21 protein-coding genes are annotated in these 23,926 nt (G+C 39.3%); 16 read left to right on the forward strand and 5 right to left on the reverse strand.

Annotation, left to right across the window (positions count from 1 at the left end; all coding sequences use genetic code 11):
* Positions 1–48 precede the first annotated feature (48 nt).
* Entirely contained in the window at positions 49–1,185 is a 1,137-nt protein-coding gene (locus tag M3Z76_RS15735) for an amidohydrolase (protein ID WP_293928679.1), read from the reverse strand.
* Positions 1,186–1,395: 210 nt separating this feature from the next.
* Here M3Z76_RS15735 and M3Z76_RS15740 point away from each other — a divergent pair, with 210 nt between their 5' ends.
* Complete coding sequence (locus tag M3Z76_RS15740; protein WP_293928681.1) at positions 1,396–2,703, forward strand: DRTGG domain-containing protein; 1,308 nt, start codon at positions 1,396–1,398, stop codon at positions 2,701–2,703.
* 261 nt (positions 2,704–2,964) lie between these two features.
* Here M3Z76_RS15740 and M3Z76_RS15745 read toward each other — a convergent pair whose 3' ends face one another.
* Positions 2,965–3,273: a YtpI family protein gene (locus M3Z76_RS15745; protein WP_293928683.1), complete on the reverse strand. Its 309-nt coding sequence runs from the start codon at positions 3,271–3,273 to the stop codon at positions 2,965–2,967.
* Positions 3,274–3,367: 94 nt separating this feature from the next.
* On the opposite strand from M3Z76_RS15745, the gene M3Z76_RS15750 reads away from it, so the two are divergent.
* From M3Z76_RS15750 to M3Z76_RS15790, 9 genes are all read left to right on the forward strand, one after another.
* Positions 3,368–4,309: a DHH family phosphoesterase gene (locus M3Z76_RS15750; protein WP_293928685.1), complete on the forward strand. Its 942-nt coding sequence runs from the start codon at positions 3,368–3,370 to the stop codon at positions 4,307–4,309.
* A gap of 16 nt (positions 4,310–4,325) precedes the next feature.
* The gene (gene dnaE, locus M3Z76_RS15755; RefSeq protein ID WP_293928686.1) at positions 4,326–7,358 is read left to right on the forward strand and encodes a DNA polymerase III subunit alpha; all 3,033 of its coding nucleotides are present in this window, start codon (positions 4,326–4,328) and stop codon (positions 7,356–7,358) included.
* A 439-nt stretch (positions 7,359–7,797) separates the two neighbouring features.
* A complete protein-coding gene (locus tag M3Z76_RS15760) occupies positions 7,798–8,433 on the forward strand; it encodes a FadR/GntR family transcriptional regulator (RefSeq protein WP_293928687.1) in 636 nt (211 codons plus the stop codon).
* A gap of 12 nt (positions 8,434–8,445) precedes the next feature.
* Positions 8,446–9,315, forward strand: coding sequence for an acetyl-CoA carboxylase, carboxyltransferase subunit beta (accD, locus tag M3Z76_RS15765; protein WP_293928689.1), 870 nt, complete (start codon positions 8,446–8,448; stop codon positions 9,313–9,315).
* Positions 9,308–10,264 (forward strand): acetyl-CoA carboxylase carboxyl transferase subunit alpha, encoded by a 957-nt coding sequence (accA, locus tag M3Z76_RS15770; RefSeq protein WP_293928691.1) that lies wholly within the window; start codon positions 9,308–9,310, stop codon positions 10,262–10,264. Before accD ends, accA begins: the two co-directional genes overlap by 8 nt.
* Before the next feature lie 89 nt (positions 10,265–10,353).
* Positions 10,354–11,421 carry a branched-chain amino acid aminotransferase gene (locus M3Z76_RS15775; protein ID WP_293928693.1) on the forward strand — a complete coding sequence of 356 codons (1,068 nt, stop codon included), beginning with the start codon at positions 10,354–10,356 and terminating at the stop codon, positions 11,419–11,421.
* Positions 11,422–11,600: 179 nt separating this feature from the next.
* Positions 11,601–12,560 carry a 6-phosphofructokinase gene (gene pfkA, locus M3Z76_RS15780; protein WP_293928695.1) on the forward strand — a complete coding sequence of 320 codons (960 nt, stop codon included), beginning with the start codon at positions 11,601–11,603 and terminating at the stop codon, positions 12,558–12,560.
* A 27-nt stretch (positions 12,561–12,587) separates the two neighbouring features.
* Complete coding sequence (pyk, locus tag M3Z76_RS15785; protein WP_293928697.1) at positions 12,588–14,348, forward strand: pyruvate kinase; 1,761 nt, start codon at positions 12,588–12,590, stop codon at positions 14,346–14,348.
* A gap of 100 nt (positions 14,349–14,448) precedes the next feature.
* Positions 14,449–14,838, forward strand: coding sequence for an FxsA family protein (locus tag M3Z76_RS15790; protein WP_293928699.1), 390 nt, complete (start codon positions 14,449–14,451; stop codon positions 14,836–14,838).
* Here the strand turns inward: M3Z76_RS15790 and M3Z76_RS15795 are convergent.
* The gene (locus M3Z76_RS15795) at positions 14,822–15,790 is read right to left on the reverse strand and encodes an AI-2E family transporter (RefSeq protein WP_293928701.1); all 969 of its coding nucleotides are present in this window, start codon (positions 15,788–15,790) and stop codon (positions 14,822–14,824) included. The genes M3Z76_RS15790 and M3Z76_RS15795 overlap by 17 nt on opposite strands.
* A gap of 223 nt (positions 15,791–16,013) precedes the next feature.
* On the opposite strand from M3Z76_RS15795, the gene citZ reads away from it, so the two are divergent.
* The 3 genes from citZ to mdh all read left to right on the forward strand — a co-directional run bounded on the left by citZ (position 16,014) and on the right by mdh (position 19,741).
* Entirely contained in the window at positions 16,014–17,129 is a 1,116-nt protein-coding gene (gene citZ / locus M3Z76_RS15800; RefSeq protein WP_293928703.1) for a citrate synthase, read from the forward strand.
* A gap of 163 nt (positions 17,130–17,292) precedes the next feature.
* Entirely contained in the window at positions 17,293–18,558 is a 1,266-nt protein-coding gene (gene icd, locus M3Z76_RS15805; RefSeq protein ID WP_293928705.1) for an NADP-dependent isocitrate dehydrogenase, read from the forward strand.
* 241 nt (positions 18,559–18,799) lie between these two features.
* Positions 18,800–19,741 (forward strand): malate dehydrogenase, encoded by a 942-nt coding sequence (gene mdh, locus M3Z76_RS15810; RefSeq protein WP_293928707.1) that lies wholly within the window; start codon positions 18,800–18,802, stop codon positions 19,739–19,741.
* Between the two features lie 84 nt (positions 19,742–19,825).
* On the opposite strand, the gene M3Z76_RS15815 is transcribed toward mdh, so the two are convergent.
* Both M3Z76_RS15815 and M3Z76_RS15820 read right to left on the reverse strand, forming a co-directional pair.
* Complete coding sequence (locus tag M3Z76_RS15815; RefSeq protein ID WP_293928708.1) at positions 19,826–20,260, reverse strand: hypothetical protein; 435 nt, start codon at positions 20,258–20,260, stop codon at positions 19,826–19,828.
* Positions 20,261–20,282: 22 nt separating this feature from the next.
* On the reverse strand, positions 20,283–20,777 hold the full coding sequence (locus tag M3Z76_RS15820; RefSeq protein ID WP_293928710.1) for a hypothetical protein: 495 nt from the start codon (positions 20,775–20,777) through the stop codon (positions 20,283–20,285).
* Between the two features lie 183 nt (positions 20,778–20,960).
* On the opposite strand from M3Z76_RS15820, the gene M3Z76_RS15825 reads away from it, so the two are divergent.
* Genes M3Z76_RS15825 through pnpS form a run of 3 tightly spaced genes read left to right on the forward strand, consistent with a single transcriptional unit; the run spans position 20,961 to position 23,698 of the window.
* Entirely contained in the window at positions 20,961–21,398 is a 438-nt protein-coding gene (locus M3Z76_RS15825; protein ID WP_293928711.1) for a MaoC/PaaZ C-terminal domain-containing protein, read from the forward strand.
* A 45-nt stretch (positions 21,399–21,443) separates the two neighbouring features.
* A complete protein-coding gene (locus tag M3Z76_RS15830) occupies positions 21,444–22,154 on the forward strand; it encodes a response regulator transcription factor (protein WP_293928712.1) in 711 nt (236 codons plus the stop codon).
* Positions 22,151–23,698 (forward strand): two-component system histidine kinase PnpS, encoded by a 1,548-nt coding sequence (gene pnpS, locus M3Z76_RS15835; RefSeq protein ID WP_293928714.1) that lies wholly within the window; start codon positions 22,151–22,153, stop codon positions 23,696–23,698. The genes M3Z76_RS15830 and pnpS overlap by 4 nt, the downstream gene beginning before the upstream one ends.
* Positions 23,699–23,926: the final 228 nt, after the last annotated feature.

A 23,926-nucleotide genomic window follows, 5' to 3' on the forward strand; every position in this document is an offset into this window, starting at 1 on the left:
GAGGGGGCTGTCTGAAAAGGTGGGGCCTTTTCAGACATGACCTATATTTTACTCGTATACGACAGCGCCATTCACATATGTTTGGTAAATCGTTGTGCGCAAATCGAATGGATCGCCATTCCAAATGACAAAATCAGCATCTTTGCCAGCTTCGATGGAGCCAACCTGTGATTCGATGCCTAAATGCTTTGCTGAATTAATCGTAATTGCTGCAAGTGCCTCGTCCTCTGTTAGTCCATGTTTAATAGCAAGAATGGCGCTTGTTAATAAATGCGTAATGCCGACAACTGGATGATCTGTCGTAATGGAAAATGGTACACCCGCCTCGCGTAATGCAATTAGCGTATGCCAGCCTTTATTGGCATTTTCATTTTTCGAGCGAGCTGACATTGTTGGTCCAACAGATACGCGAATATCGTGCTGTGCGATAAAATCAGCCATAAGGTGTCCCTCTGTACAATGCTCAATCGTCATATCGATATCGAATTCGCGTTTAATGCGTAGTGCTGTTGCAATATCATCTGCACGGTGCGCATGAATGCGAAGAGGTATTTCCTTTTTTAATACTTTACCGATATTTTCTAACCCTAAATTTCGATCACAAGCACCTTGTTCACGCTTTTCTAAATAGTTTTGACCTGCGATTAGCATTTCACGTAGGCGTCCTGCAACGCCCATACGTGTTGTCGGCATTTTACCTTTTCCACCGTGCGTATTTTTAGGGTTTTCACCAGTTGCCGCTTTTAGACCAGAGGGGTTTTTGACAATCATTTCATCAACAACTGCTTTGGCAGCTGTTTTCACAATAACCATCTCACCACCGAGGACGTTTGCGCTTCCAGGCATAATTTGAACGGTTGTAACACCATTGCGTCTCGCATCTTCAAAGCCGATATCCTGCGGCTGGATGCCATCTAATGAACTAACCTCAGGTGTTGATTCAGAGCTAATTTCATTAAAGTCATGGCCCGCCTTACCAACACCCTCTGCATGAACCCCTAAATGTGTATGAACATCGATTAAGCCGGGTGTAATGATTTTGCCTTGTGCATCAATTGTTGAAGCATTGGCAGGTATTGAAGTGATTGTCCCGATTTCTTTAAATTTCCCATTTTCAATGAGTAAATCTCCATGGATTGTTTCACCAGTACCTGTGCGAATTTGTGCATTTTTAATATGTAACATAAAAAATCCCTCCTATTTTTCAAGTATACTAAATATAAAAAGTGACGGGTATATAGATGACTAAATTATTTTTATTTTCGAAATTCTTTTAAGGTGAAAGCCTTTTGCTAAAACGGTTTCATTCAAGTAAAATACACTTTTTGTTTTGTATGCATTACTAAGAAATATGATACACTAGCTAGGAAGGAAGATAGGGAAATAGGTGATTGTATGTCAACGAAACATGAGAAGATTTTACAGTATATCGAATCATTGCCTGTAGGAGATAAAATTTCAGTTCGCCAAATTGCTAAGGAAATGCAGGTCAGTGAAGGAACGGCCTATCGTGCAATTAAAGAGGCGGAAAACCGACGACTTGTGAGCTCGATTGAGCGTGTTGGCACAATTCGTATTGAAAAAAAGAAAAAGGAAAACATTGAGCGTCTAACATTTGCAGAAATTGTCAACATTGTTGACGGGCAAGTGCTTGGTGGCAAAACAGGCTTACATAAAACATTGACGAAATTCGTTATTGGTGCAATGAAGCTAGATGACATGATGCGTTATACAGATGCAGGGAGCTTGCTCATTGTTGGGAATCGAACACAGGCGCATGAGCATGCTTTAAATGCAGGTGCAGCCGTATTAATTACGGGTGGCTTTGATACGACAGATGCTAATAAACAATTGGCAAACGAGCTAGAGCTACCAATTATTTCAACGAGCTACGATACATTTACCGTTGCTACGATGATTAATCGAGCAATTTACGACCAGCTGATTAAAAAAGATATTTTGCTGATCGAAGATATTTACGTACCGATTGAAGAAACAGCCGTTTTACAAAATGATCAAACATTAGCTGACTTTAGAGAGCAAAATCGCCGCACTTCACACGGGGCATTCCCTGTTGTGACAAGCCAGCAAAAGCTTGTTGGGATGATTACTGTAAAGGATGTCATCGGAAAAGAGGATACGGAGCTTATTGAAAAGGTGATGACGAAAAATCCGATTGCTGGCTCGATGAAAACGAGTGTGGCATCTGCGGGGCATCGCATGATTTGGGAAGGCATTGATTTATTACCAGTGATTAATGATGACGGCACATTACAAGGGGTCATTAGTCGTCAGGACGTTTTAAAGGCATTGCAGCTTGCACAGCGTCAGCCACATCAAGGTGAAACAATTGATGATTTAGTGAAAAATGAAATGAAGATGATTGATGATGAAGAGGTTGCGATAGAATTTACTGTAACACCTCAGATGACCAATCAATTCGGTGGTATTTCTTATGGTGCATTTACGACATTGCTTGCTGAAGCAGGCGCATTTGCCTTGAAAAAACGCAAGCGCGGTGAGGCGGTTATAGAAAATATGACCATTTATTTCATTAAGCCTGTACAGATGGAAAGCGTATTAACAGTGAAGCCGAGAATTTTAGATATGAGTAGGAAATTTGTGAAGATGGATTTTGAAGTATTTAGTGAAACGGTGTTAGTAGGAAAAGCGATGATGACATTCCAGCTACTAGAGCGTTAAAAATCAATTACGCCTTGGCGTAATTGCGTCGGGATTTTGATTGTGCTTGCATTTAGTAGAAGTTAATCTAAAAGCGTCACACACGCGTCAACGGTTTTGGGGCAACATGCTGTTGCCAAAGGACGTGGCGCTCTTAGACTGAGTTCCTCTTTCTAAGTGAGTTTTTGGATGCCCACGCACTATCTATAGCAGAGGGTGTTTTCTACTGAATCATAATAAAAGGCTATCGGAAGAAAGTTGCTTTTCCGATAGCCTCCTAAACTACTTATTGAGCTCATATTCTTCCTGTATATACTGACCTTCATGGCGAGCGCGTTTATAATTATTATACGCTAAGCCTGCGCCAACAAGGATAAATACGACAGCGACAATATAGCCAACAGTTGTTGGGTAGATGATGGTTGCATTTAATCCGAATGCAATAACAAAAACGCCAAGTGCAACACCCGCTTTAGCTGTATACCATTTTTTACGTATTGGCAGTGTTGAGCGGAATTGCTTTGTTTTATAATAAAAATAAAACACAAATGATACAACAATAAAGAAAACAAAAATAAAGTTTAATAACATTAGTGAACCTCCCGTAAAGCAAAGCTGTTATTATTGTACAAACTTTTGACGGAAAATGCGAACGGATTTCACTTGAATTGAGGAGGAAAACTATTTGAAACGTCAAATCATCGACACAATTGAGCAATATGAGACAATTATTATCCACCGCCATGTGCGACCAGACCCTGATGCTTATGGCTCACAGTTTGGTTTAAAGGAATTAATCAAGGCAAATTATCCTGAAAAAGAAGTATACGCTGTAGGAGAACATGATCCATCGCTTACTTTTTTAGCGATGCCTGATGATATACAGGACGAGCTATTTAATGGTGCACTAGTCATTGTGACAGATACAGCAAATACCGAGCGTATAGACGATCAGCGTTATGCAAATGGAGAAAGGCTTATTAAAATTGATCACCATCCAAATGATGATGCATATGGCGATTTATTATGGGTAGATACAAATGCAAGCTCTGTTAGTGAAATGATTTATGCGTTTTATGAGGAAGGGAAGGCTTATAAAAATTGGCTTCTTCCTGATGCAGCAGCGCGTTTATTGTTTGCTGGTATTGTAGGGGATACAGGTAGATTTTTATTTTCAAGCTCAACGGTTAAAACGTTCGAAACAGCGGCACAGCTAATCCAATATGACTTTGATCGCAACGAAGTGTTTGATGGCATGTACGAAATGGAGCCGCATTTATTGCAGCTACAAGGCTATTTTTATCAATATTTTGAAATGGATGAAAATGGAGCCGCATCGCTAAAGATTACAAAGGATATATTGCAGCAATATGGTGTAACAGCGTCTGAAACCTCTCTATTAGTAGGCTCGTTAGGAAATGTGAAAGGCATTTGCGCATGGGTAATCTTTATTGAGGAAGGTGACACAATTCGTGTGCGCTTACGATCAAAAGGACCTGTTATTAATAAGCTAGCTAAAAAATATAATGGTGGAGGCCATCCGTTAGCATCCGGTGCTTCTGCAGCCTCATGGGAGGAAGCAGAGCAAGTTGTAGCGGATTTACAGGAGCTTTGTAAGAATTATTAATGTAGGAGGGAGCGAAATGGTCGTTTATCCACAAATCAGAACGAGCGCGGATTTATTGAAAAGTACGATACGGATTGAAGCGCTTATCCCTTTTTTACAGCAGCAAAAGGCAGAGGCATGCGCCATCGTGAATTCGAGGCTATATGGTCTTCTGCCTTTTTGGCACGAGATAAGGAAAGCGGGCATTCGTCCTGTTATAGGGCTGACAGTGAATGTACAATTTGCAGAGGAAATCCATCTGCCGATTATTTTATATGCTCAAAATAATGTTGGCTATCGTCATTTATTGAAAATTAGTAGCAGTGTGGCAATTCGCAAGGATGAGACGCTGCCATTACGCTGGCTAGCAGGCTATGCAGAAGGCTGTATTGCGGTGATTCCTGTATTAGCTAACAAGGCAATATGGCTAGAGCAGCGCCAGTTTATAGAGCAACTTCAGCAATTATTTACAGCGCGTTTATTGCTAGGCATTGAAAGGCTGGCAGTTTCAGCTGAGCGTGAGCCAGAAGCCATCCAGCTGAGCGAGCATTTGAGGCTGCCGATTATGGCGATACATGAAAGCACATTTCTGGCGAAGGATGACCATTTTGCTTATGAAGTAGCACGCGCAATTGATACAGGTGTGAAAGAGCGTTTAACCGCGCATTTGAAATTAAAGCACCGCTATGTATTGACGCAAGACGAGTGGCAGCATTTTTTCGCAGATCGCCCCGACTGGCTGAAGCAAACAGAGCAAGTTTTAATGAGCTGTCATGTCACGTTGGAGCAGCATGAAACATTGATGCCAAAATTCCCAGTAAGCAATGGACAAACAGCAGAGCAGCTATTATATGAGCAGGTGTTAAAAGGTTTGCAGCACCGCTTGCAAAGTACCCAAATTCCTGCCTCCTATGAGCAGCGCATGCGACATGAATTACATGTCATTTGTACGATGGGCTATGCCGATTATTTTTTAATTGTGGAAGACTTTATGCGCTTTGCAAGAGAGCAGCAAATTTTAACGGGTCCAGGAAGGGGCTCCTCAGCTAGCTCACTCGTTGCTTATGCCCTGCATATTACACAAGTAGATCCATTGCAGTATGATTTATTATTTGAGCGTTTTTTAAATCCTGAGCGTATTACATTGCCTGATATCGATATCGATTTTGTCGATACGAAAAGGCAGGAAGTCATTCAATATGTAGCAAAGAAATATGGGCAGCAGCATGTGGCGCAAATTATTACATTTGGGACATTGTCAGCAAAGGCGGTCGCAAGAGATGTAGCGAGAATGCTGGAGTTTGAACAAGCAGAGCTTGAGCAAATTTCGAAAATGCTACCGAATAAGCCTGGAACGATGCTGCAAGATGTTTATAATGAATCTTCAAGCTTGCGTCAATGGATACAGCAAAAGCCTGAACGTGAGCGTTGGTTTGCCACGGCTAAAAAGCTTGAAGGCTTGCCACGTAATGCCTCTACACATGCGGCAGGTGTTGTCTTAAGCCCTATACCTCTTGTAGAAGTTGTGCCGATTGAAGAAGGGCATGACCAAATTTTTTTAACGCAATGGCCAATGCAGGAAGTAGAGCAAGCAGGATTATTAAAAATGGACTTTTTAGGCTTGCGCAATTTAACAATTTTAGAGCAAATTCGTCGGTCTGTGTATTATACGCATGGACAGGATATTCAATTTGAAAATATTCCATTGCAGGATATGCAAACATTTGAATTGCTACAAGCAGGAGATACAGCGGGTATTTTCCAATTGGAATCGGAGGGGATGCGCCAAGCGTTGAGAGAAATCAAGCCAACGCATTTTTTAGATATTGTAGCGGTCAATGCACTATATCGTCCAGGACCGATGGACTTTATTGCAACATATGCGCGCAGAAAGCATGGACAGGAGCAAGTAACATCGCTGCATCCAGTGCTTGAGCCGATACTGCGAGAAACATACGGTGTTTTAATTTATCAGGAGCAAATTATGCGCATTGCACACGTCATGGCAGGGTTTTCAATTGGAGAAGCCGATATTTTGCGTCGTGCTGTTAGTAAAAAAAAGCGTGAGGAGCTAGAGCATCAGCGTGAACGCTTTATTCAAGGCGCACAGCAAAAAGGGTACGACCCACAAGTGGCGAATGAGGTGTATGCGTTAATTGTACGCTTTGCCGATTATGGCTTTCCAAAAAGTCATGCGGTTGCATATAGCTTAATTTCATATCAAATGGCGTATTTAAAGGCACACTATCCTGTGAATTTTTATGCAGCATTACTAACAAATGCGACAGGTAATACAGATAAGCTAGTGCAAATTTTAATGGAGGCAAAGGCGAAAGGAATAACGATTTTACCACCGTCTATTCAAAAAAGTGAGCGCCATTTTAAAGTGGAAAATGGACAAATTCGCTATAGCCTATCAGCGATAAAAGGCGTGCCACAGCCTTTTTTAAAAAGCCTATTGGACGCTAGAAAAAACAGAGAAGCACCGTTTAAAGATTTATTTGATTTAGCTAGCTCACTTTCAACCGCTGTCTTTCAAGAAAAGACAATTGAACCGTTGATTAAAGCAGGTGCATTAGATGATTTTAATTTGGATCGAGCTGTGTTGCTCGCTTCCATCGAGGCTGCGAGAAAGCATGTAGATTTTAACGTAGGTAAACCGAAATTAGGTGCAGCGGAACCTTTATCACAGCAGCAAAAGCTACAATATGAAAAAGAAGTGCTTGGCTTGTATTTGTCAGAGCATCCATTAACTAAATGGCGCACAACGGTTCAAACAACGGCAACGGTATATAATTTGAAGCAGCAGCGTGATGGACAATATGTAAAAATGCTTGGAGTCACGGCAGAAATTAAGCAAATTCGCACGAAAAAGGGCGAGCTCATGGCATTTGTCGAGCTACAAGATGAATATGGTAGCATTTCCGCTACGCTGTTCCCGAAGGAGTTTGCTGCTGTACAGCAGCAGCTTATGGTAGATCATATCGCTTATGTGGAAGGTATTTTAGAGTTTCGCTTCGGAAAACCACAATTGAAAGTGAAAAATATGCGGATACAAGTGATGCAATAAAAGATGAAAACTGTGCTAAGTGTAATTTTTTGTACTTGGCACAGTTTTTTCTTTACTTTTGATGAAATCTTTTGTATATTGTAAATGTGCAAAAAGTGGTCAGACCACTTTTGCACCTTAAAAATCGCACCTATAAGTAAAAAGCATAGAGGGTATGTAGATGACTGCTACATGCTCTCTATCATTTGCACGGCTGATTTACATAATAAAATCAATTGCACTATGGTGTAATTGCGTCCAGATTTTTCGAGTATGCTCGTAGTAGAAGTTAACCTAAAACCGTCACACACGTGCCAACGGTTAACTGACCTGCATCGTGCAGACCTCTTCTTCAAAATCTGTGACATCTGCCAGATGCTTTATCGTGATTCAGCGGGTGTCTTAACACCCGTTGAATCATGATAAATAGTGACGATATGAAGGGGAAATATCGACATTTATGAATGAAAACAAAAAAATGTTTATGCAAATTGTCAAAGAGCTTCGAACGTTGATTCGCGAGCAGCATATTGAGCCGGGCGATAAATTGCCATCAGAGCGCGTTTTATCAGAGCAGCTAGGTGTCGGTAGGTCTTCGGTACGTGAAGCTTTGCGCAGCTTGGAGCTGCTTGGATTAATCGAAACAAGACACGGCGGTGGAACGTTTTTAGCATCTGTTCATCATCATCAATTAATTGAAATATTATCTTCTTTTATTTTGCAGGAAACAAAATCGATTGAGGATGTTCATGCAACGAGAGAGATGCACGAGCGCGAAGCAATTCGCATTATTTGTAGGAGCGAAGCTTTGCGCAATTTGCCAGTATGGGAAAGCCTATTTATTAAAGTGGAGCTACAGCAGGAGCTTGTACGAGAGGATATTTTGCGAGAATGCATAATTGCCTCCAATAATCGACTTTCATTAAAAATATGGCTACAGCTATTAGCTTATAGTGCACAAACGTTTAAGCAATTTGTCACAGCGCAAGAAAAAAAGGCGCTGCAAATGTTTATAAAATCATTGCAGATGGGCTACATAAAAGAAGCCATCATCGCATACGAAGAATGGATAGAAATTATTCAGGATGGAAGATAAGGAGGACATGAAGTGGCAATACGAGATATATTTTCAGTAAACAGAAAGAAACAAAAAGGTAGCTTTAGTGCAACAAAGGAAAAAGATTTTCCAGAGGATTTAATGACGAAATGTCCAGAGTGTCGAAAAATTCATGTGACAAAAGCGGTGGAGCAAAATTTAAAAGTTTGTCCGAATTGTCAGCATCATTTAAAGCTAACAGCACAGGAGCGTGTTGCCATCTTTTTAGATGAAGGTAGCTTCACATCTTTTGATGACCATTTACAAACAACAAATCCATTAGGCTTCCCAGCATATGTGGAGAAAATTGAAGTAGATAAAAAGAAAACGGGCTTGAATGAGGCAGTTTTAACAGGTGTTGGTACGCTAAAGGGCGAGCAAGTCGTTGTCGCAATTATGGATTCTCATTTCCGCATGGGCTCTATGGGCTCTGTGGTAGGAGAAAAAATTACACGCGCAATTGAAAAGGCAACAGAACTAAAAGTGCCATTTATTATTTTCACAGCAAGCGGTGGCGCACGTATGCAAGAAGGTGTGCTATCTCTTATGCAAATGGCCAAAACGAGCGTTGCTTTAAGCCGTCATAGTGCAATGGGCTTGTTATACATTTCGATTTTGACACATCCAACAACTGGTGGTGTATCTGCAAGCTTTGCGTCAGTTGGAGATTTCAATATTGCAGAGCCACAAGCACTTATTGGCTTTGCTGGTCGTCGTGTTATTGAGCAGACGGTACGTGAAAAGCTACCTGATGACTTCCAAACAGCGGAATTTTTATTAGCACATGGACAATTGGATGCTATTTTCCATCGTCATGAAATGCGTGATAAAGTAGCGACGATTGTCAAGTTACATCGCAAGGAGGAAGCAGCAAATGTCTAAAACTATGCCATTTGAAGAACCTGTTATTAAATTACGTGAAAAAATAGATGAATTAAAAAGTATTGCACAAGATGCTGATGTAGATATGAGCGGTGAAATTGCCACACTTGAAGCGCGTCTTTCACAGCTAGAAACGTCTATCTACTCAAATATGGCGCCATGGGACCGCGTACAAGTAGCTCGCCATCCAGAGCGTCCGACAACATTAGCTTATATTGAAGCGATCTTTGAGGATTTCATCGAATTACACGGTGACCGCCTATATGGAGATGATGAGGCCATTGTTGGAGGTATTGCCTCATTTGATGGACAGCCGATAACGATTATCGGTCATCAGCGTGGAAAAACGACGAAGGAAAATATTCGTCGCAATTTCGGTATGCCACATCCAGAGGGTTATCGTAAAGCACTACGCTTAATGAAGCAGGCGGAAAAATTTAAGCGTCCTATTATCTGCTTTATTGATACGAAGGGGGCTTACCCAGGAAAGGCTGCTGAGGAGCGTGGGCAAAGCGAAGCGATTGCACGTAACTTAATTGAAATGGCGGGCTTAAAAGTACCTGTTATTAGCGTTGTTATCGGTGAAGGAGGAAGTGGTGGTGCGTTAGCATTAGGTGTGGCAAATCGCATTTTAATGCTTGAAAACTCCACATACTCTGTTATTTCTCCAGAGGGTGCAGCATCTATTTTATGGAAGGATGCAAGCTTGGCGAAGCAAGCAGCAGAGGCAATGAAAATTACGGCACCAGATTTAATGGATATGAAAATTATCGATGCCATTATTCCAGAAGTAGCAGGTGGTGCACATCGTGATATTGAAAAGCAGGCAGGCACAATGAAGGAGCATTTAACATCAACACTTACAGAGCTAGCGTTATTAAATGAAGAAGAGCTTGTGCAAGATCGCTATGAAAAATTTAAGGCAATTGGTCAATTTGTTGAAAATTAAAAAATAATCAGAATTTATAGCATACAATGTTAGAAAAGCGTGTTAGGATAGACATATACTTATTTTTTTAGTGAACAGGGGATAGCAATATGTCATCAATTATCACAACACAACTTACAACAACGCCAAAGCAAAAGCCTGCTACCGAGCAGCTAGGCTTTGGCAAACATTTTACAGACCATATGTTTATCATGGATTATACGGAGGGGCAAGGCTGGCATGATGCACGCATTATTCCATATCAGCCGCTAGCACTAGATCCGTCAGCGATGATTTTCCATTATGGGCAATCTGTTTTTGAAGGAATGAAAGCTTATAAAACAGCTGCTGGTGATGTGCAATTATTCAGACCAGAGCGTAACTTCAAGCGTTTAAATGCCTCTAATGAGCGCTTATGTATTCCAGCAGTTGACGAGCAATTTGCACTTGATGCATTAAAGCAGCTTTTAGCGATTGATAGAGAGTGGGTTCCAAGCGAGCCTGGCACATCGCTCTATATTCGACCATTTATTTTCGCAACAGAGCCATTTTTAGGCGTTGCACCATCAAAAAACTATCACTTCATTATTATTATGTCTCCTGTAGGTGCGTATTATAGTGAGGGGATTAATCCAGTTAAAATTTTAGTAGAAAAGCAATATGTGCGTGCTGTTATTGGCGGAACGGGTGAAGCAAAAACGGGTGGTAACTATGCAAATGGTTTAAAGGCACAGGAAATTGCAAGCAAGGAAGGCTACTCGCAAATTTTATGGCTGGATGGTAAGGAAAATCGCTATATTGAAGAAGTAGGAAGCATGAATATTTTCTTCAAAATTAATGGCAAAGTGATTACACCTGCTTTAAATGGCAGTATTTTGCCAGGCATTACGCGCGATTCAATGCTACATTTATTAAAAGCAAAAAATATTGATGTAGAAGAGCGTCGCATTACAATTGATGAAGTAGTGCAAGCATTTGAGGAAGGAACTTTGGAAGAAGCCTTCGGTGCTGGAACAGCGGCAGTTATCTCACCTATTGGGGAGCTAAAATGGCAAAATAGGAAGTTGACAGTAAATGATGGTCAAATTGGCGCAGTAACACAAATGCTCTATGATACATTAACAGGCATTCAGAACGGTACGATGGAAGACCCATTCGGTTGGATTGTTAAACTATAATAGCAAAAAATGTTTAAAGCCAAGGCTGTTCAGAAATAATATATTCTGAACAGCTATTTTAAATGAACAACGTATTATATTATTTTTTTGTAAAATAGCAAACGGAATCGCATTGAATGCTTACATAAAACGTACATTCGTGATAATGTGATAGTAGCGTTATTTTAGGAGGGACTTTTATGAAAAAAATAGCTGTTTTAACAAGTGGTGGAGATGCACCAGGTATGAATGCGGCAATTCGTGCGGTTGTTCGTAAAGCGCATTATCATAAAATAGATGTTGTAGGTGTTTACTACGGCTATGAAGGGCTTTATAATGGTAAGTTCGAGCCGCTTGATTTAGGTTCGGTAGGCGGCATTATTCAACGCGGTGGTACAATGCTTTACTCGGCACGTTTCCCTGAATTTAAAGAGGAGGAAATACAAAATAAAGCAATTGAAAACTTGCGCAATCAAGGAATTGATGGCTTAGTTGTTATTGGTGGGGACGGCTCATACCGAGGTGCGATGGCATTAACGGAAAAAGGCTTCCCATGTGTAGGAATTCCAGGAACGATTGATAATGATATTCCAGGTACAGAGTATACAATTGGCTTTGATACAGCGCTTAATACAGCAGTGGAAGCAATCGATAAAATTCGTGATACAGCGACAAGCCACGAAAATACATTTATTGTAGAAGTAATGGGGCGTAATGCAGGCGATATCGCACTTTGGACAGGGCTAGCGGCAGGTGCAGAGACGGTCTTGATTCCGGAAGAGGAATTCGAAATTGAAGATATCGTAGCACGCCTTGAGCGCAGTGCTGCTCGTGGTAAACGTCATAGTATTATTATCGTTGCAGAAGGAGTAATGCCTGGACACAAGCTCGGGAAAATTTTAGAAGAGCGAACAGGTGTCCAAATTCGCGTCTCTGTATTAGGGCATATGCAAAGAGGTGGTGCACCATCAGCACGCGATCGTGTATTAGCGGGAAGATTAGGTGCGAAGGCAGTAGAGCTTTTACTTGAAGGACAAGGTGGACGCGCTGTAGGTATTCATAATCATGCCGTTGTGGACTATGATTTAAAAGAAGCTTATGAAAATAAACATAAAGCAGATGTCAGCCTATACACATTATCAAAAGAATTATCAATTTAATTTGAAGCAAATGGAGAGAGTGAACTTATGAGAAAAACGAAAATAGTATGTACAATTGGACCGGCAAGTGAATCTCCAGAAATGTTGGAAAGCCTAATTAAAGCAGGTATGAACGTAGCGCGATTAAATTTCTCGCATGGTTCGCATGAAGAGCATGCAGTACGTATTGCAGCAATTCGTGAAGCTGCTAAAAATGTAGGTCAGCCTGTAGGGATTTTACTGGATACAAAAGGGCCAGAAATTCGTACACATACAATGGAAAATGGTGAGCTACATTTAGTAACAGGCCAAGTAATTGATATTTCAATGACGGAAGTTGTTGGAACATCCACTAGCTTCTCTGTTACATATTCAGAATTAATCAATGATGTTGACCAAAACGATATCATTTTATTAGACGATGGTTTAATTGAATTACGCGTATTAGCCAAAGATATTGAAAAGGGCTTAATCCATACAATCGTTGAAAATGCAGGCGTATTAAAAAATAAAAAAGGTGTGAATGTTCCTGGCGTATCCATCAAATTACCAGGGATTACAGAAAAAGATGCACAGGACATCTTATTCGGTATCGAGCAAGAGATTGATTTTATTGCAGCATCCTTTGTACGTACAGCAAGCGATGTTTTAGAAATTCGCGAGCTATTAGAGCAAAATAACGGTAGCCATATTCAAATCATTCCAAAAATCGAAAACCAAGAAGGGGTGGATAATATTGATGAAATTATCCAAGTATCTGATGGTTTAATGGTTGCACGTGGAGATTTAGGTGTGGAAATCCCAGCAGAAGAAGTACCGCTTGTACAAAAATCGCTTATTTCAAAATGTAATCATGCAGCAAAACCGGTTATTACAGCAACACAAATGCTAGACTCAATGCAACGCAATCCACGTCCAACACGCGCTGAAGCGAGCGATGTAGCGAATGCCATTATCGATGGAACAGATGCAATTATGCTATCTGGTGAAACAGCAGCAGGTCTTTACCCATTAGAATCTGTACAAACTATGAATAAAATCGCAGAGCGCACTGAGCAATCATTGGATTATCGCTCAATTGTTTCGAAGCATAGCCGTGGAAAAGAAGCGAATATGACAGAGGCCATTTCACAAGCGGTTGCTTATACATCGCTTAATTTAGGTATTAAAGCTGTATTAGCACCAACAGAAAGTGGTAACACAGCAAAAATGATTGCAAAATATCGTCCAGGAGTGCATATTGTAGCCGTAACAGGCTCTAAAAATACGGCACAGCTTTTAACATTAGTGTGGGGCGTCAAACCAATTTTATGTCAACGTGCTAAAACAACGGATGAAATTTTAGAGCTATCTGTTGATGAATCATTAAAGCATGGCTTTGTTGACCACGGTGATGTTGTTGTTATTACAGCAGGTGTTCCTGTTGGTGAAGCAGGTACAACAAACTTGATGAAAGTACACGTTATTGGTGATTTACTTGCACGTGGACAAGGTGTCGGCAAAGCATCAGTAGTAGGTAAAGCATTAGTGGCAAACAATGCAGCAGAGGCATTAGCATATGATGCGGAAGGTGCAATTTTAGTAACGATTGGTACAGATCGCGAAATGATGCCAGCTATCGAGAAGTGTGCAGGTATCATCACAGAGGAAGGTGGCTTAACGAGCCATGCAGCAGTTGTCGGCTTAAGCCTTGGCATTCCTGTTATCGTAGGCGTAAAGGATGCACTTGAGCTTATCCGCCAAGGACAAGAAATTACAATGGACGCAGAAACAGGCGTTATTTATAAAGGACACGCAAGCGTTCTATAAAGAAAAAAACTATCTGAAAAGATAACCTCTTTTCAGATAGTTTTTTGTATATGAAACTTTTTTGCTAATAGTTCGTAATACATAAGTAGGAGGTGCTCGTATGCCAAAAATATTGCTTATTTTTATCGCCGCTAGCTTTGCAGAAATCGCTACATTTATTATTGTGGGCAAATGGCTAGGTGTCTTTGCAACATTACTACTTGTTATTGCGACAAGCCTTATCGGTGCCTTTATTTTGAAAAATAAAGGATTAAAATCATTCCAATCACTTCAGCAAAGCATCGCTCAAGGAAAACCACCAGGCGTTGCTGTTATAGAGACCTTTGCCTTATTCATTAGTGGTGTGCTGTTACTAGTACCAGGCTTTTTAACGGATTTAATCGGCTTGTTATTGTTAATGCCAATTACTCGTAAACTATGTCAGCCACTTATTTTTAACTGGGTGAGAAGAAGAATGAAAAGTAGTCAAATTATTATCGAGCAAAAATAGATTTTTCGCTTATTTTAACTGCAATCAAGAGGAAAAATGGGCTTAGTAAAATGCCATATACACCAAATAAAAGGATGGAGGCAGCGCTAATTACGAAGGAATGAACCATGCGTAATTGAAATGTAGATGCCCAAACGATAGATTCTACAAGCTGTCTCGATAGTTGGATAAAAAGATAAAGCGCAATCAATGCAATGGCCAGCCCTTTTTGACCGACAATATAAAAATAAATCATTAATGGAATAAGAAAAATGCCGATTCCGAAAAATGGTAATGCATCTGCAAAGGATATTAAAAGTGCTTTACTAATTGGACTTTCAAAGCCCAATAAATAAAAGCCAATGCTTAATAACACAAAGGTCATAATAAATAATTGCAGCGTCACGAATAAAAAATAAGAAAAAATATGTAAAGCGCGCTTGAAATAATGCTGCCATTCAGCGCGATATTTTTTCGGTACATAAATGAAAAACCATAGGCGATTTTTTCTTGATTCGAACAATGAAAAGTAGAAAACGATTAAGAAAATAAAAAACTCAAATAAATAGCCAAAAGTATGCTGTGCAATGCTAACGAGAGACATCATAATGGAGTCGATAAAGGAAAATGATTTTTCAAGCAACAATGGGAAAAATACCACATCGGCGTATTCTGTAGAAAATGTATCTAAGTGCATTTTAAAATATGGAATGAGCGTTAATAAGCTTTGAAAAAGGATGGCAGATAGTTGATAAATAATAAAGAAACATAGGGCAGTCGTTAAAGTGATGCTAATTACAATAGGCAGATGAAATTTCTTATAAAAAAATTGTACAACTGGGTACAGTAGGTATGCACAAAGTAAAGCTAAGGAAATCGGTAGTAAAAGAAATGCTAGTAATAAATAACTAGCGACGACTAAATACTTTATCATGTTATCGGCTGTTAAAAATTTTAAATGAGCATTATGCAACCATTTTCACCCCTCTAAAGTTTATGTTATTTTTTTCTCTTTTAATGATTATTTTTTATACCTCATGCATTTTTTTCTTAAAATAGTTTCTTTTCATTCACAAAGCCGTCAAAATTGATTATAATGGTTTATGTAAGCGATTTACTTATAGGTTCATATAGTTAATGAAATTTAGTGTGTACAAACACTAATACAGTCAACAAAAATGAGGGAGCGATTATTTATGACAGCAACACGTGGTTTAGAAGGTATCGTAGCAGCGGAGTCTAAAATTAGTTCAATTATTGATGATACACTTACATATGTAGGGTACAATATTGATGATTTAGCAGACAATGCAAGCTTTGAAGAAGTAGTTTATTTATTATGGCATACTCGTTTACCAAAAGCGGACGAGCTTGCTGAATTAAAACAACAATTAGCTGATAACATGGCAGTACCACAAGCTATTCTTGATCAGTTTAAAACATACCCATTAAATACAGTACACCCAATGGCAGCTTTACGTACAGCTGTATCATTATTAGGTGTATTCGATGAAGAAGCAGATGTAATGGAGCCAGAAGCAAACTACCGTAAAGCAATTCGTCTACAAGCGAAAATTGCAACTGTAGTAACAGCATTCTCTCGTATTCGTAAAGGCTTAGAGCCAGTAGCACCAAAAGCTGGTCTTAGCTATGCAGCGAACTTCTTGTACATGTTAAAAGGTGAAGAGCCAGCAGAAATCGAAATCGAAGCATTTGACAAAGCGTTAGTATTACATGCTGACCATGAATTAAATGCATCTACATTTACTGCACGCGTATGTGTAGCGACACTTTCTGATGTATATTCAGGTGTAACGGCTGCAATCGGCGCATTAAAAGGTCCTTTACATGGTGGCGCAAACGAGCAAGTAATGAAAATGTTATCTGAAATTGGTTCACTTGATAATGTTGAAGCATGGGTACAAAACAAATTAGATAACAAAGAAAAAATCATGGGCTTCGGTCACCGCGTATACCGCAAAGGCGATCCACGTGCACCGCATTTACGCGTTATGTCTGAAAAATTAACAAAGCTAACAGGCAAACCAGAATTATACGACATGTCTGTTAAAATCCATGACATGATCGTAGAGCAAAAGAAATTACCAGCAAACGTAGATTTCTTCTCTGCATCAGTATATGATTCATTAGGTATTGAGCATGACTTATTCACACCAATCTTTGCTGTGTCACGTACATCTGGTTGGGTAGCACATATTTTAGAGCAATATGCAAACAACCGTTTAATCCGTCCACGTGCAGAGTATGTTGGACCAGGCATGCAAAAATATGTTCCAATTGAAGAGCGTTAATTTTTCATAAATAAGTTAAAAATGTGTGTTTCACACTCGTACAGGTTGCGACTTATCGCAATTTTACGACAGCAAATGCGCAATTTTAAAAAATATGCTAAACTTATCTAGGACTGGGGCGAGTGCACAGTCCTAGATTTACGAATATAGGAGGCAACTATTCATGACTAACGGTAAAATTGTAGTAGAAAACGGCGTGTTAAACGTACCAAACAACCCAGTGATTCCTTTCATCGAGGGCGATGGTATCGGTCCAGATATTTGGGCAGCAGCTTCTCGCGTAATTGATGCAGCGGTAGAAAAAGCATACAATGGCGAAAAGAAAATCGAATGGTTAGAAGTTCTTGCAGGTGAGAAAGCGTTCAACCAAACAGGTGAATGGTTACCACAAGAAACTTTAAATAAAATTGACGAGTACTTAATCGCGATTAAAGGACCTTTAACTACACCAATCGGTGGCGGTATCCGTTCTTTAAACGTAGCATTACGTCAAGAATTAGACCTATATGTTTGCTTACGTCCAGTACGTCACTTTGACGGTGTGCCTTCACCAGTAAAACGTCCAGAAGATGTAGACATGGTTATTTTCCGTGAAAATACGGAAGATATTTATGCTGGTATCGAGTACCAAGCTGGTTCTGACGAGCAAAAGAAATTATTAAACTTCTTACAAACTGAATTAGGCGTTAACAAAATCCGCTTCCCAGAAACTTCTGGTTTAGGTATTAAGCCTGTTTCTCAAGAAGGTACAGAGCGTTTAGTGCGTGCTGCAATTGAGTATGCAATCAAACACGACAAACCAACTGTTACTTTAGTACACAAAGGTAACATCATGAAATTCACTGAGGGTGGCTTCAAAAACTGGGGTTACGAATTAGCTGAAAAAGAATTCGCTGATAAAGTATTCACTTGGAACCAGTACGATGCAATTAAAGCTGAGCAAGGCGAAGCTGCTGCAAACGAAGCACAAAAAGCTGCTGAAGCTGCTGGCAAAATCATCGTAAAAGATTCTATCGCTGATATTTTCTTACAACAAATTTTAACTCGTCCAACTGAGTTCGATGTAGTTGCTACAATGAACTTAAACGGTGACTATATTTCTGATGCATTAGCTGCACAAGTTGGTGGTATCGGTATCGCACCAGGGGCAAACATTAACTACGTAACTGGTCACGCTATTTTCGAAGCTACTCATGGTACAGCTCCAAAATATGCTGGTCAAGATAAAGTAAACCCATCTTCAGTTTTACTTTCTGGCGTATTAATGCTTGAGCACTTAGGTTGGCAAGAAGCTGCAGATTTAGTAACAAAATCTGTAGAAAAAACAATCTCTTCTAAAGTTGTAACTTACGACTTCGCACGTTTAATGGACGGCGCTACAGAAGTAAAATGCTCTGAATTCGCTAACGAATTAATTAAAAACCTATAAAAGTGAAGGCTGTCGGAAAATTTTTCCGACAGCTTTTTTATGTGAGAAGTGTGCTTTTGAAAAAGAGATTTTGCTAGTTCAAAAGTTATGACTCGCATGATAGACAGGGAGCTTCGCACATTAATTGTCTATATGCCCCTGCTAAATTTGCTGATTTTGCCACTTCTTTTACTTATACAAGTGGTAGTTTTTTGTTAATATAGAGCTAGTAAGACATTTCATCAATAGGAGTGGATTGATTATGGCATTAGGACGTAAAAAAATCACGGTAATTGGTAGCGGATTCACTGGCGCAACGGCAGCGTTTTTAGCAGCGCAAAAGGAGCTTGGCGATGTTGTATTGTTAGATATTCCACAAGCTGAGAACCCAACAAAAGGGAAGGCACTCGATATGTGGGAGGCAGCACCAATTCAGGGCTATGATGCATATGTAAAAGGAACGGCTGATTATGCTGATACAGCAAATTCAGATATCGTCATCGTAACAGCAGGCGTCGCGCGCAAGCCAGGCATGAGCCGCGATGATTTAGTACAAACGAATGAAAAGGTCATGATTGCTGTATCTGAGCAAATTGCAAAATATTCACCAAATGCAACAGTGCTTGTATTAACAAACCCTGTTGATGCAATGACATATACGGTTTATAAAACAACAGGCTTCCCGAAAAATCGCGTTATCGGTCAATCAGGTGTTTTAGATACAGCCCGCTTCCGCGCATTTATCGCAGAGGAATTAAACATGTCTGTAAAAGATGTAACAGCATTAGTTTTAGGTGGTCATGGCGATACGATGGTACCATTAACACGCTATTCATTCGTAGGTGGTGTACCAATTGAATCATTGATCGCACCAGAACGCTTAGAGGAAATTGTCAACCGCACACGCAATGGTGGTGCAGAAATCGTTAACCTGCTTGGTAACGGCTCTGCCTACTACGCACCAGCAGCGGCAATGATTGAAATGGCTGAAGCGATTATTAAAGACCAAAAACGTGTACTGCCATCAATTGCTTACTTAGAAGGCGAATATGGCTATGAAAACCTTTGCTTAGGTGTACCAACATTATTAGGTGCAAACGGCATAGAAAAAATCTTTGAGCTAGAGTTAACAGAGCAAGAAAAATCAGCGCTCGACTATTCAGCAGAGGCTGTAAAATCGGTGATGGATGTTTTGAGTAAGTAAAATATTATGATAAATAGGACTACCTAGAAAGAATGTTCTTTCAAGGTAGTCCTATTTATATTTTTGGTGTTTTCTATTAAAATTTTATTTTATAGTAACTACAGGCTGTATCTCACTTAGTACATCGATAAAAAAATCAGATGTAATAAAGAGGTGATGTTCCACATTAGGTTGTAAAGTAGCCCTAGCAGAAAAGTTATTATCATACCAAGCTAAAAAATCGGAGTTTTCTACTTTATAAAAAGTAGGGTTGTACATTGGGGGATTCTCCAATAACCCAATAAGCGATTCAATATCTGGTCTTGCCATTTCTTCACAGGAACGAAAAGTAAGTATAGGATAAGGTCTTTCTTCAGGTTTTTTATAAGTAAATGTATATTCAAAGGATGTTTCATAGTCTTTAAATACTAAAATGAAATCTACCTCATATACCATTTTAACAAATAGCATCTCTCGCTCTAATCTGCTAAATGGATTTTCTGTTAAGGGCTCCCATAACAACAATTTTTCTTTTTTCACAATATTCATCACCTTTCAAGTTTCAGTCTCCCATAAATCTAACCTTGTCATTACCAAAAGTTAAAGTAGGTCTCTGATTACCAAGTGTTTCTGATGTACTTCTATATAGAGTTACATAACCGCCATCTGTTTGTTTTACATAAGTTATTTTATCTCCGTTGATATGTGTTACGATTTCTCCATTTCCTCCTATTCTATTAAGTTCGGCTCTAGCAGTAGTATAATTTCCACTATTATGATAAATTCTTGTGCTGCCAGATTGATTTGAAAAGACTGAACGTCCTAGTAAACCACCCCAATCAACTTTTGCTTTGCTATAAGGCTTAGAAAATGGAGTAATTATTTGATTATTTATTTCTATATTTGTTGTTGAATTTTCAAAGTTATCATTGGTATAATTTGATGCATTCAAATCATTTACTTCTTCAGCAAAAGTAGAAATAGAAAACAATGTGCTACTTAAGAAAATAAGTGAAACTATTAGCAATACATTTCTAAAAAGTGATTTTTCTCCCATAAAAACAACTCCTTAAAAAATTTGCTTAAATTGTAACCTGACTATTCTGAATTTGTCAATCTGTCATGATAGAGGTAAAGAGTGAATGAAATATTACTTTTACCATAGCCATTCCACAACATTGTACTTTCCACAAAAAATTGATACTATAAAAGTATCGCATAAAGAAGGAGTTGCTTCGTATTGCTACAAAAGAGTAGAAAGCAAGGCAGGTTGATAACGACTTTAACAGTTGGTGAAAAGCTACATATTACAGAAAAAATGGATGATAAAGATTTGTTAATTTATTTAGGCTTAACAAATGATAATAATCCATTATTTATTCAGCATGATTATGCAGCGATTACATCATTTAAGCAGCCGATAGTTCCACAAATTATGTTAAATGGTATTATTACTGCTGCTATTTCTAAGCATCTACCTGGTCCAGGCTCTTATATTTTAGAGCAAACGATAAAATATGTAAGTCCGGCATATCATTATGAAACAGTCGATTTTGTATTGGAAATCGAGCATATTGATGAAACCAAGAATGAAGTGTTAATAGCAGTTACAGCAATTAATAGCGATAAGCTACAACTGTTGGAAGGGAAGCTTAAAGTATCTCCTCCTCTTATATAATGGATTTGGGATGGGGGTTTCAAATCGATGATGGAGGCAAGGGAAATGACGAAAACCATTTTAGTTGTAGAGGATGAATTATCCATCGCAACATTATTACAATATAATTTAGAACAGGCTGGCTTTCATGTGCTTTTGGCACATGATGGGAAAAAAGGGCTTGATTTAGCGGTTGAAAAGACGCCAGATTTAATGCTGTTAGATTTAATGCTGCCGACAATGGACGGGATGGAAGTGTGCAAGGAATTGCGTAGCTTAAGAATGAACATCCCGATTATTATGTTAACGGCACGCGATGATGAATTTGACAAGGTGCTTGGCTTAGAGCTTGGTGCGGATGATTATATGACAAAGCCCTTCAGTCCACGTGAAGTGATTGCACGTGTAAAGGCTGTGCTTCGCCGTTTCACACCATCTGCATCAGCAGAAGAGGTGAAGACAGGGGAGACAACATATGAATATGGTAGCTTAAAGGTATTCCCAGAGCGCTTCGAGGCATTCTTAAATGAAGAGGCATTGGAATTCACACCAAAGGAATTTGAACTGCTTGTTTATTTATTAGAAAATAAAAATCGCGTTTTAACGCGTGATCAGCTACTAAGCTCTGTATGGAATTATGATTTTGCTGGTGATACGCGTATTGTCGATGTACATATTAGCCATCTGCGCGATAAAATCGAGGAAAATAGCCGTAAACCATTATTTATTAAGACGATTCGCGGGCTAGGCTATAAATTTGAGGAGCCAAGAAAATGAGTAAATCGATGAGCGGTCGACTCTTTCTTTCTTTTATTTTACTTGTTACAGCGATTTTTGTTGTTCTAGAGCTTGTAATAGGTCAGCTTTTTCCTTTTTATTTAGATGACTATGTGCAAGTTCAAACAGAAGTGGTGCAGCAAAATGTGACGGAGCTGATTGAGCAAGAAAAGATTGATTTAACCTCGGCTCAGCAAGAGAAATTGCTGCAAGCATATGATGGGGATGTAGATGAAGACTATTTTCACTATATTCGTGTACGCTTGATGCTTGTCCTTATATTTTTATTTGTAATAGCGGTTGCGATTATCGGCTTAGTATCGTATCGAATGGTCAACAACTTTGTAGAGCCGATTGAAGCTGTAACACGTACAGCACAGGAATTAGCAGTTGGAAACTATTATGCACGTGCGTTTGCAAATGGACCAAAAACGATTGTAGAGCTACGCAATTCAATCAATGTATTAGCTCGTAATTTGCAGGATATTACAAAAATCCGTGAAATTGAAGAAGAACGTTTGAAAACATTGATTGAAAATATGGGCAGCGCCTTAATGATGATTGACCGAGAAGGCTATATATCCATCGTTAATAAGCAATTTCTTCAACGCTTTGATTTAACATTTGAGCAAGTGCAGGGCAAAAACTTTTTAACGGTTGGTCTGCCCGAAAATTTAGAAGTATTTATTGATCATGTTTTTTTAACGGAACAGCCTTATCAAAAGCAGCTTAAAATGGAATTGCAGCAAGAAATCACACATAAGCTTGTGTATGGAGCGCCCGTTGTTGGGGAGCATGGGCGCTGGCTCGGTGTCGTCTTAGTTATGCATGATGTGACAGAGTTGATTCGTTTGGAGCAAATTCGCAAAGATTTCGTAGCGAATGTTTCACATGAATTGCGCACGCCAATCACTTCAATTAAAGGCTTTTCTGAAACATTATTAGACGGTGCATATAAAGATGAAAGCATGCTGCTATCATTTTTAGAAATTATTTATAAAGAAAGCAATCGCCTTCAGGAATTAATTCACGATTTATTAGAGCTATCCAAAATTGAGCAGCACGGTTTTTCAGTAGCGATTGCTCCGACAAGCTTGCAGGAGGTCATTGCAAGGGTCGTAGATGTCACAAGCCCTCGACTTGATGAAAAAAATATGCAATTTGATATGCAAATAGATCGAGATGTACGTGTACTAGGTGATGAAAACCGGTTAATTCAAATTTTTACGAACTTAATTTCTAATGCAGTTACGTATTCTCCAGATGGCACAACTGTTACAGTGACAATGAAGCAAGGTGCGGAATATGGTATTGTTGAAGTGGAAGATCAAGGTATCGGTATTGAAAAGCATGAAATCGCTCGTGTATTTGAGCGTTTTTATCGAATTGATCGCGCACGGAGCCGCAATTCGGGGGGGACAGGGCTAGGTCTTGCCATTGTAAAGCATTTAGTGGAAGCACATCACGGCAAAATCGTCGTCACAAGCGAGGTAGGGAAAGGAACAAAAATTCAAATCCATTTACCGCTTGCACCATCATCTTAACAAAATCTTTACAATCGCTTTATAAAATCTTAAAAAAACATCTATATAATAAAGCGTAAGAAACCCCATTTCAAAACTATTATATACAGGAAGGCGTCCGGAAATTATCGAGGGCACTGAAAAACTTACATTTTTTACGATGAATTAGTTTTTCAAACAAAAATAAGGCACTTTCCATTCGTTTTTGAATGGAAGGTGCCTTATTTCTTTCTTTTTTCCTACTCTTTT

Source organism: Metasolibacillus sp., from assembly GCF_025291715.1.
In the GTDB taxonomy this organism is placed as follows: domain Bacteria; phylum Bacillota; class Bacilli; order Bacillales_A; family Planococcaceae; genus Metasolibacillus; species Metasolibacillus louembei.

Excerpts from the sequence above, each read along its gene's own strand:
- M3Z76_RS15820 (WP_293928710.1), bottom strand. The coding sequence starts at position 20,777 with ATGGGAGAAAAATCACTTTTTAGAAATGTATTGCTAATAGTTTCACTT.
- dnaE (WP_293928686.1), top strand. The coding sequence starts at position 4,326 with ATGGTCGTTTATCCACAAATCAGAACGAGCGCGGATTTATTGAAAAGT.
- M3Z76_RS15745 (WP_293928683.1), bottom strand. The coding sequence starts at position 3,273 with ATGTTATTAAACTTTATTTTTGTTTTCTTTATTGTTGTATCATTTGTG.
- icd (WP_293928705.1), top strand. The coding sequence starts at position 17,293 with ATGACTAACGGTAAAATTGTAGTAGAAAACGGCGTGTTAAACGTACCA.
- M3Z76_RS15830 (WP_293928712.1), top strand. The coding sequence starts at position 21,444 with ATGACGAAAACCATTTTAGTTGTAGAGGATGAATTATCCATCGCAACA.
- pfkA (WP_293928695.1), top strand. The coding sequence starts at position 11,601 with ATGAAAAAAATAGCTGTTTTAACAAGTGGTGGAGATGCACCAGGTATG.
- pyk (WP_293928697.1), top strand. The coding sequence starts at position 12,588 with ATGAGAAAAACGAAAATAGTATGTACAATTGGACCGGCAAGTGAATCT.
- M3Z76_RS15760 (WP_293928687.1), top strand. The coding sequence starts at position 7,798 with ATGAATGAAAACAAAAAAATGTTTATGCAAATTGTCAAAGAGCTTCGA.
- M3Z76_RS15790 (WP_293928699.1), top strand. The coding sequence starts at position 14,449 with ATGCCAAAAATATTGCTTATTTTTATCGCCGCTAGCTTTGCAGAAATC.
- pnpS (WP_293928714.1), top strand. The coding sequence starts at position 22,151 with ATGAGTAAATCGATGAGCGGTCGACTCTTTCTTTCTTTTATTTTACTT.
- M3Z76_RS15775 (WP_293928693.1), top strand. The coding sequence starts at position 10,354 with ATGTCATCAATTATCACAACACAACTTACAACAACGCCAAAGCAAAAG.
- accA (WP_293928691.1), top strand. The coding sequence starts at position 9,308 with ATGTCTAAAACTATGCCATTTGAAGAACCTGTTATTAAATTACGTGAA.
- M3Z76_RS15735 (WP_293928679.1), bottom strand. The coding sequence starts at position 1,185 with ATGTTACATATTAAAAATGCACAAATTCGCACAGGTACTGGTGAAACA.
- M3Z76_RS15740 (WP_293928681.1), top strand. The coding sequence starts at position 1,396 with ATGTCAACGAAACATGAGAAGATTTTACAGTATATCGAATCATTGCCT.
- mdh (WP_293928707.1), top strand. The coding sequence starts at position 18,800 with ATGGCATTAGGACGTAAAAAAATCACGGTAATTGGTAGCGGATTCACT.
- citZ (WP_293928703.1), top strand. The coding sequence starts at position 16,014 with ATGACAGCAACACGTGGTTTAGAAGGTATCGTAGCAGCGGAGTCTAAA.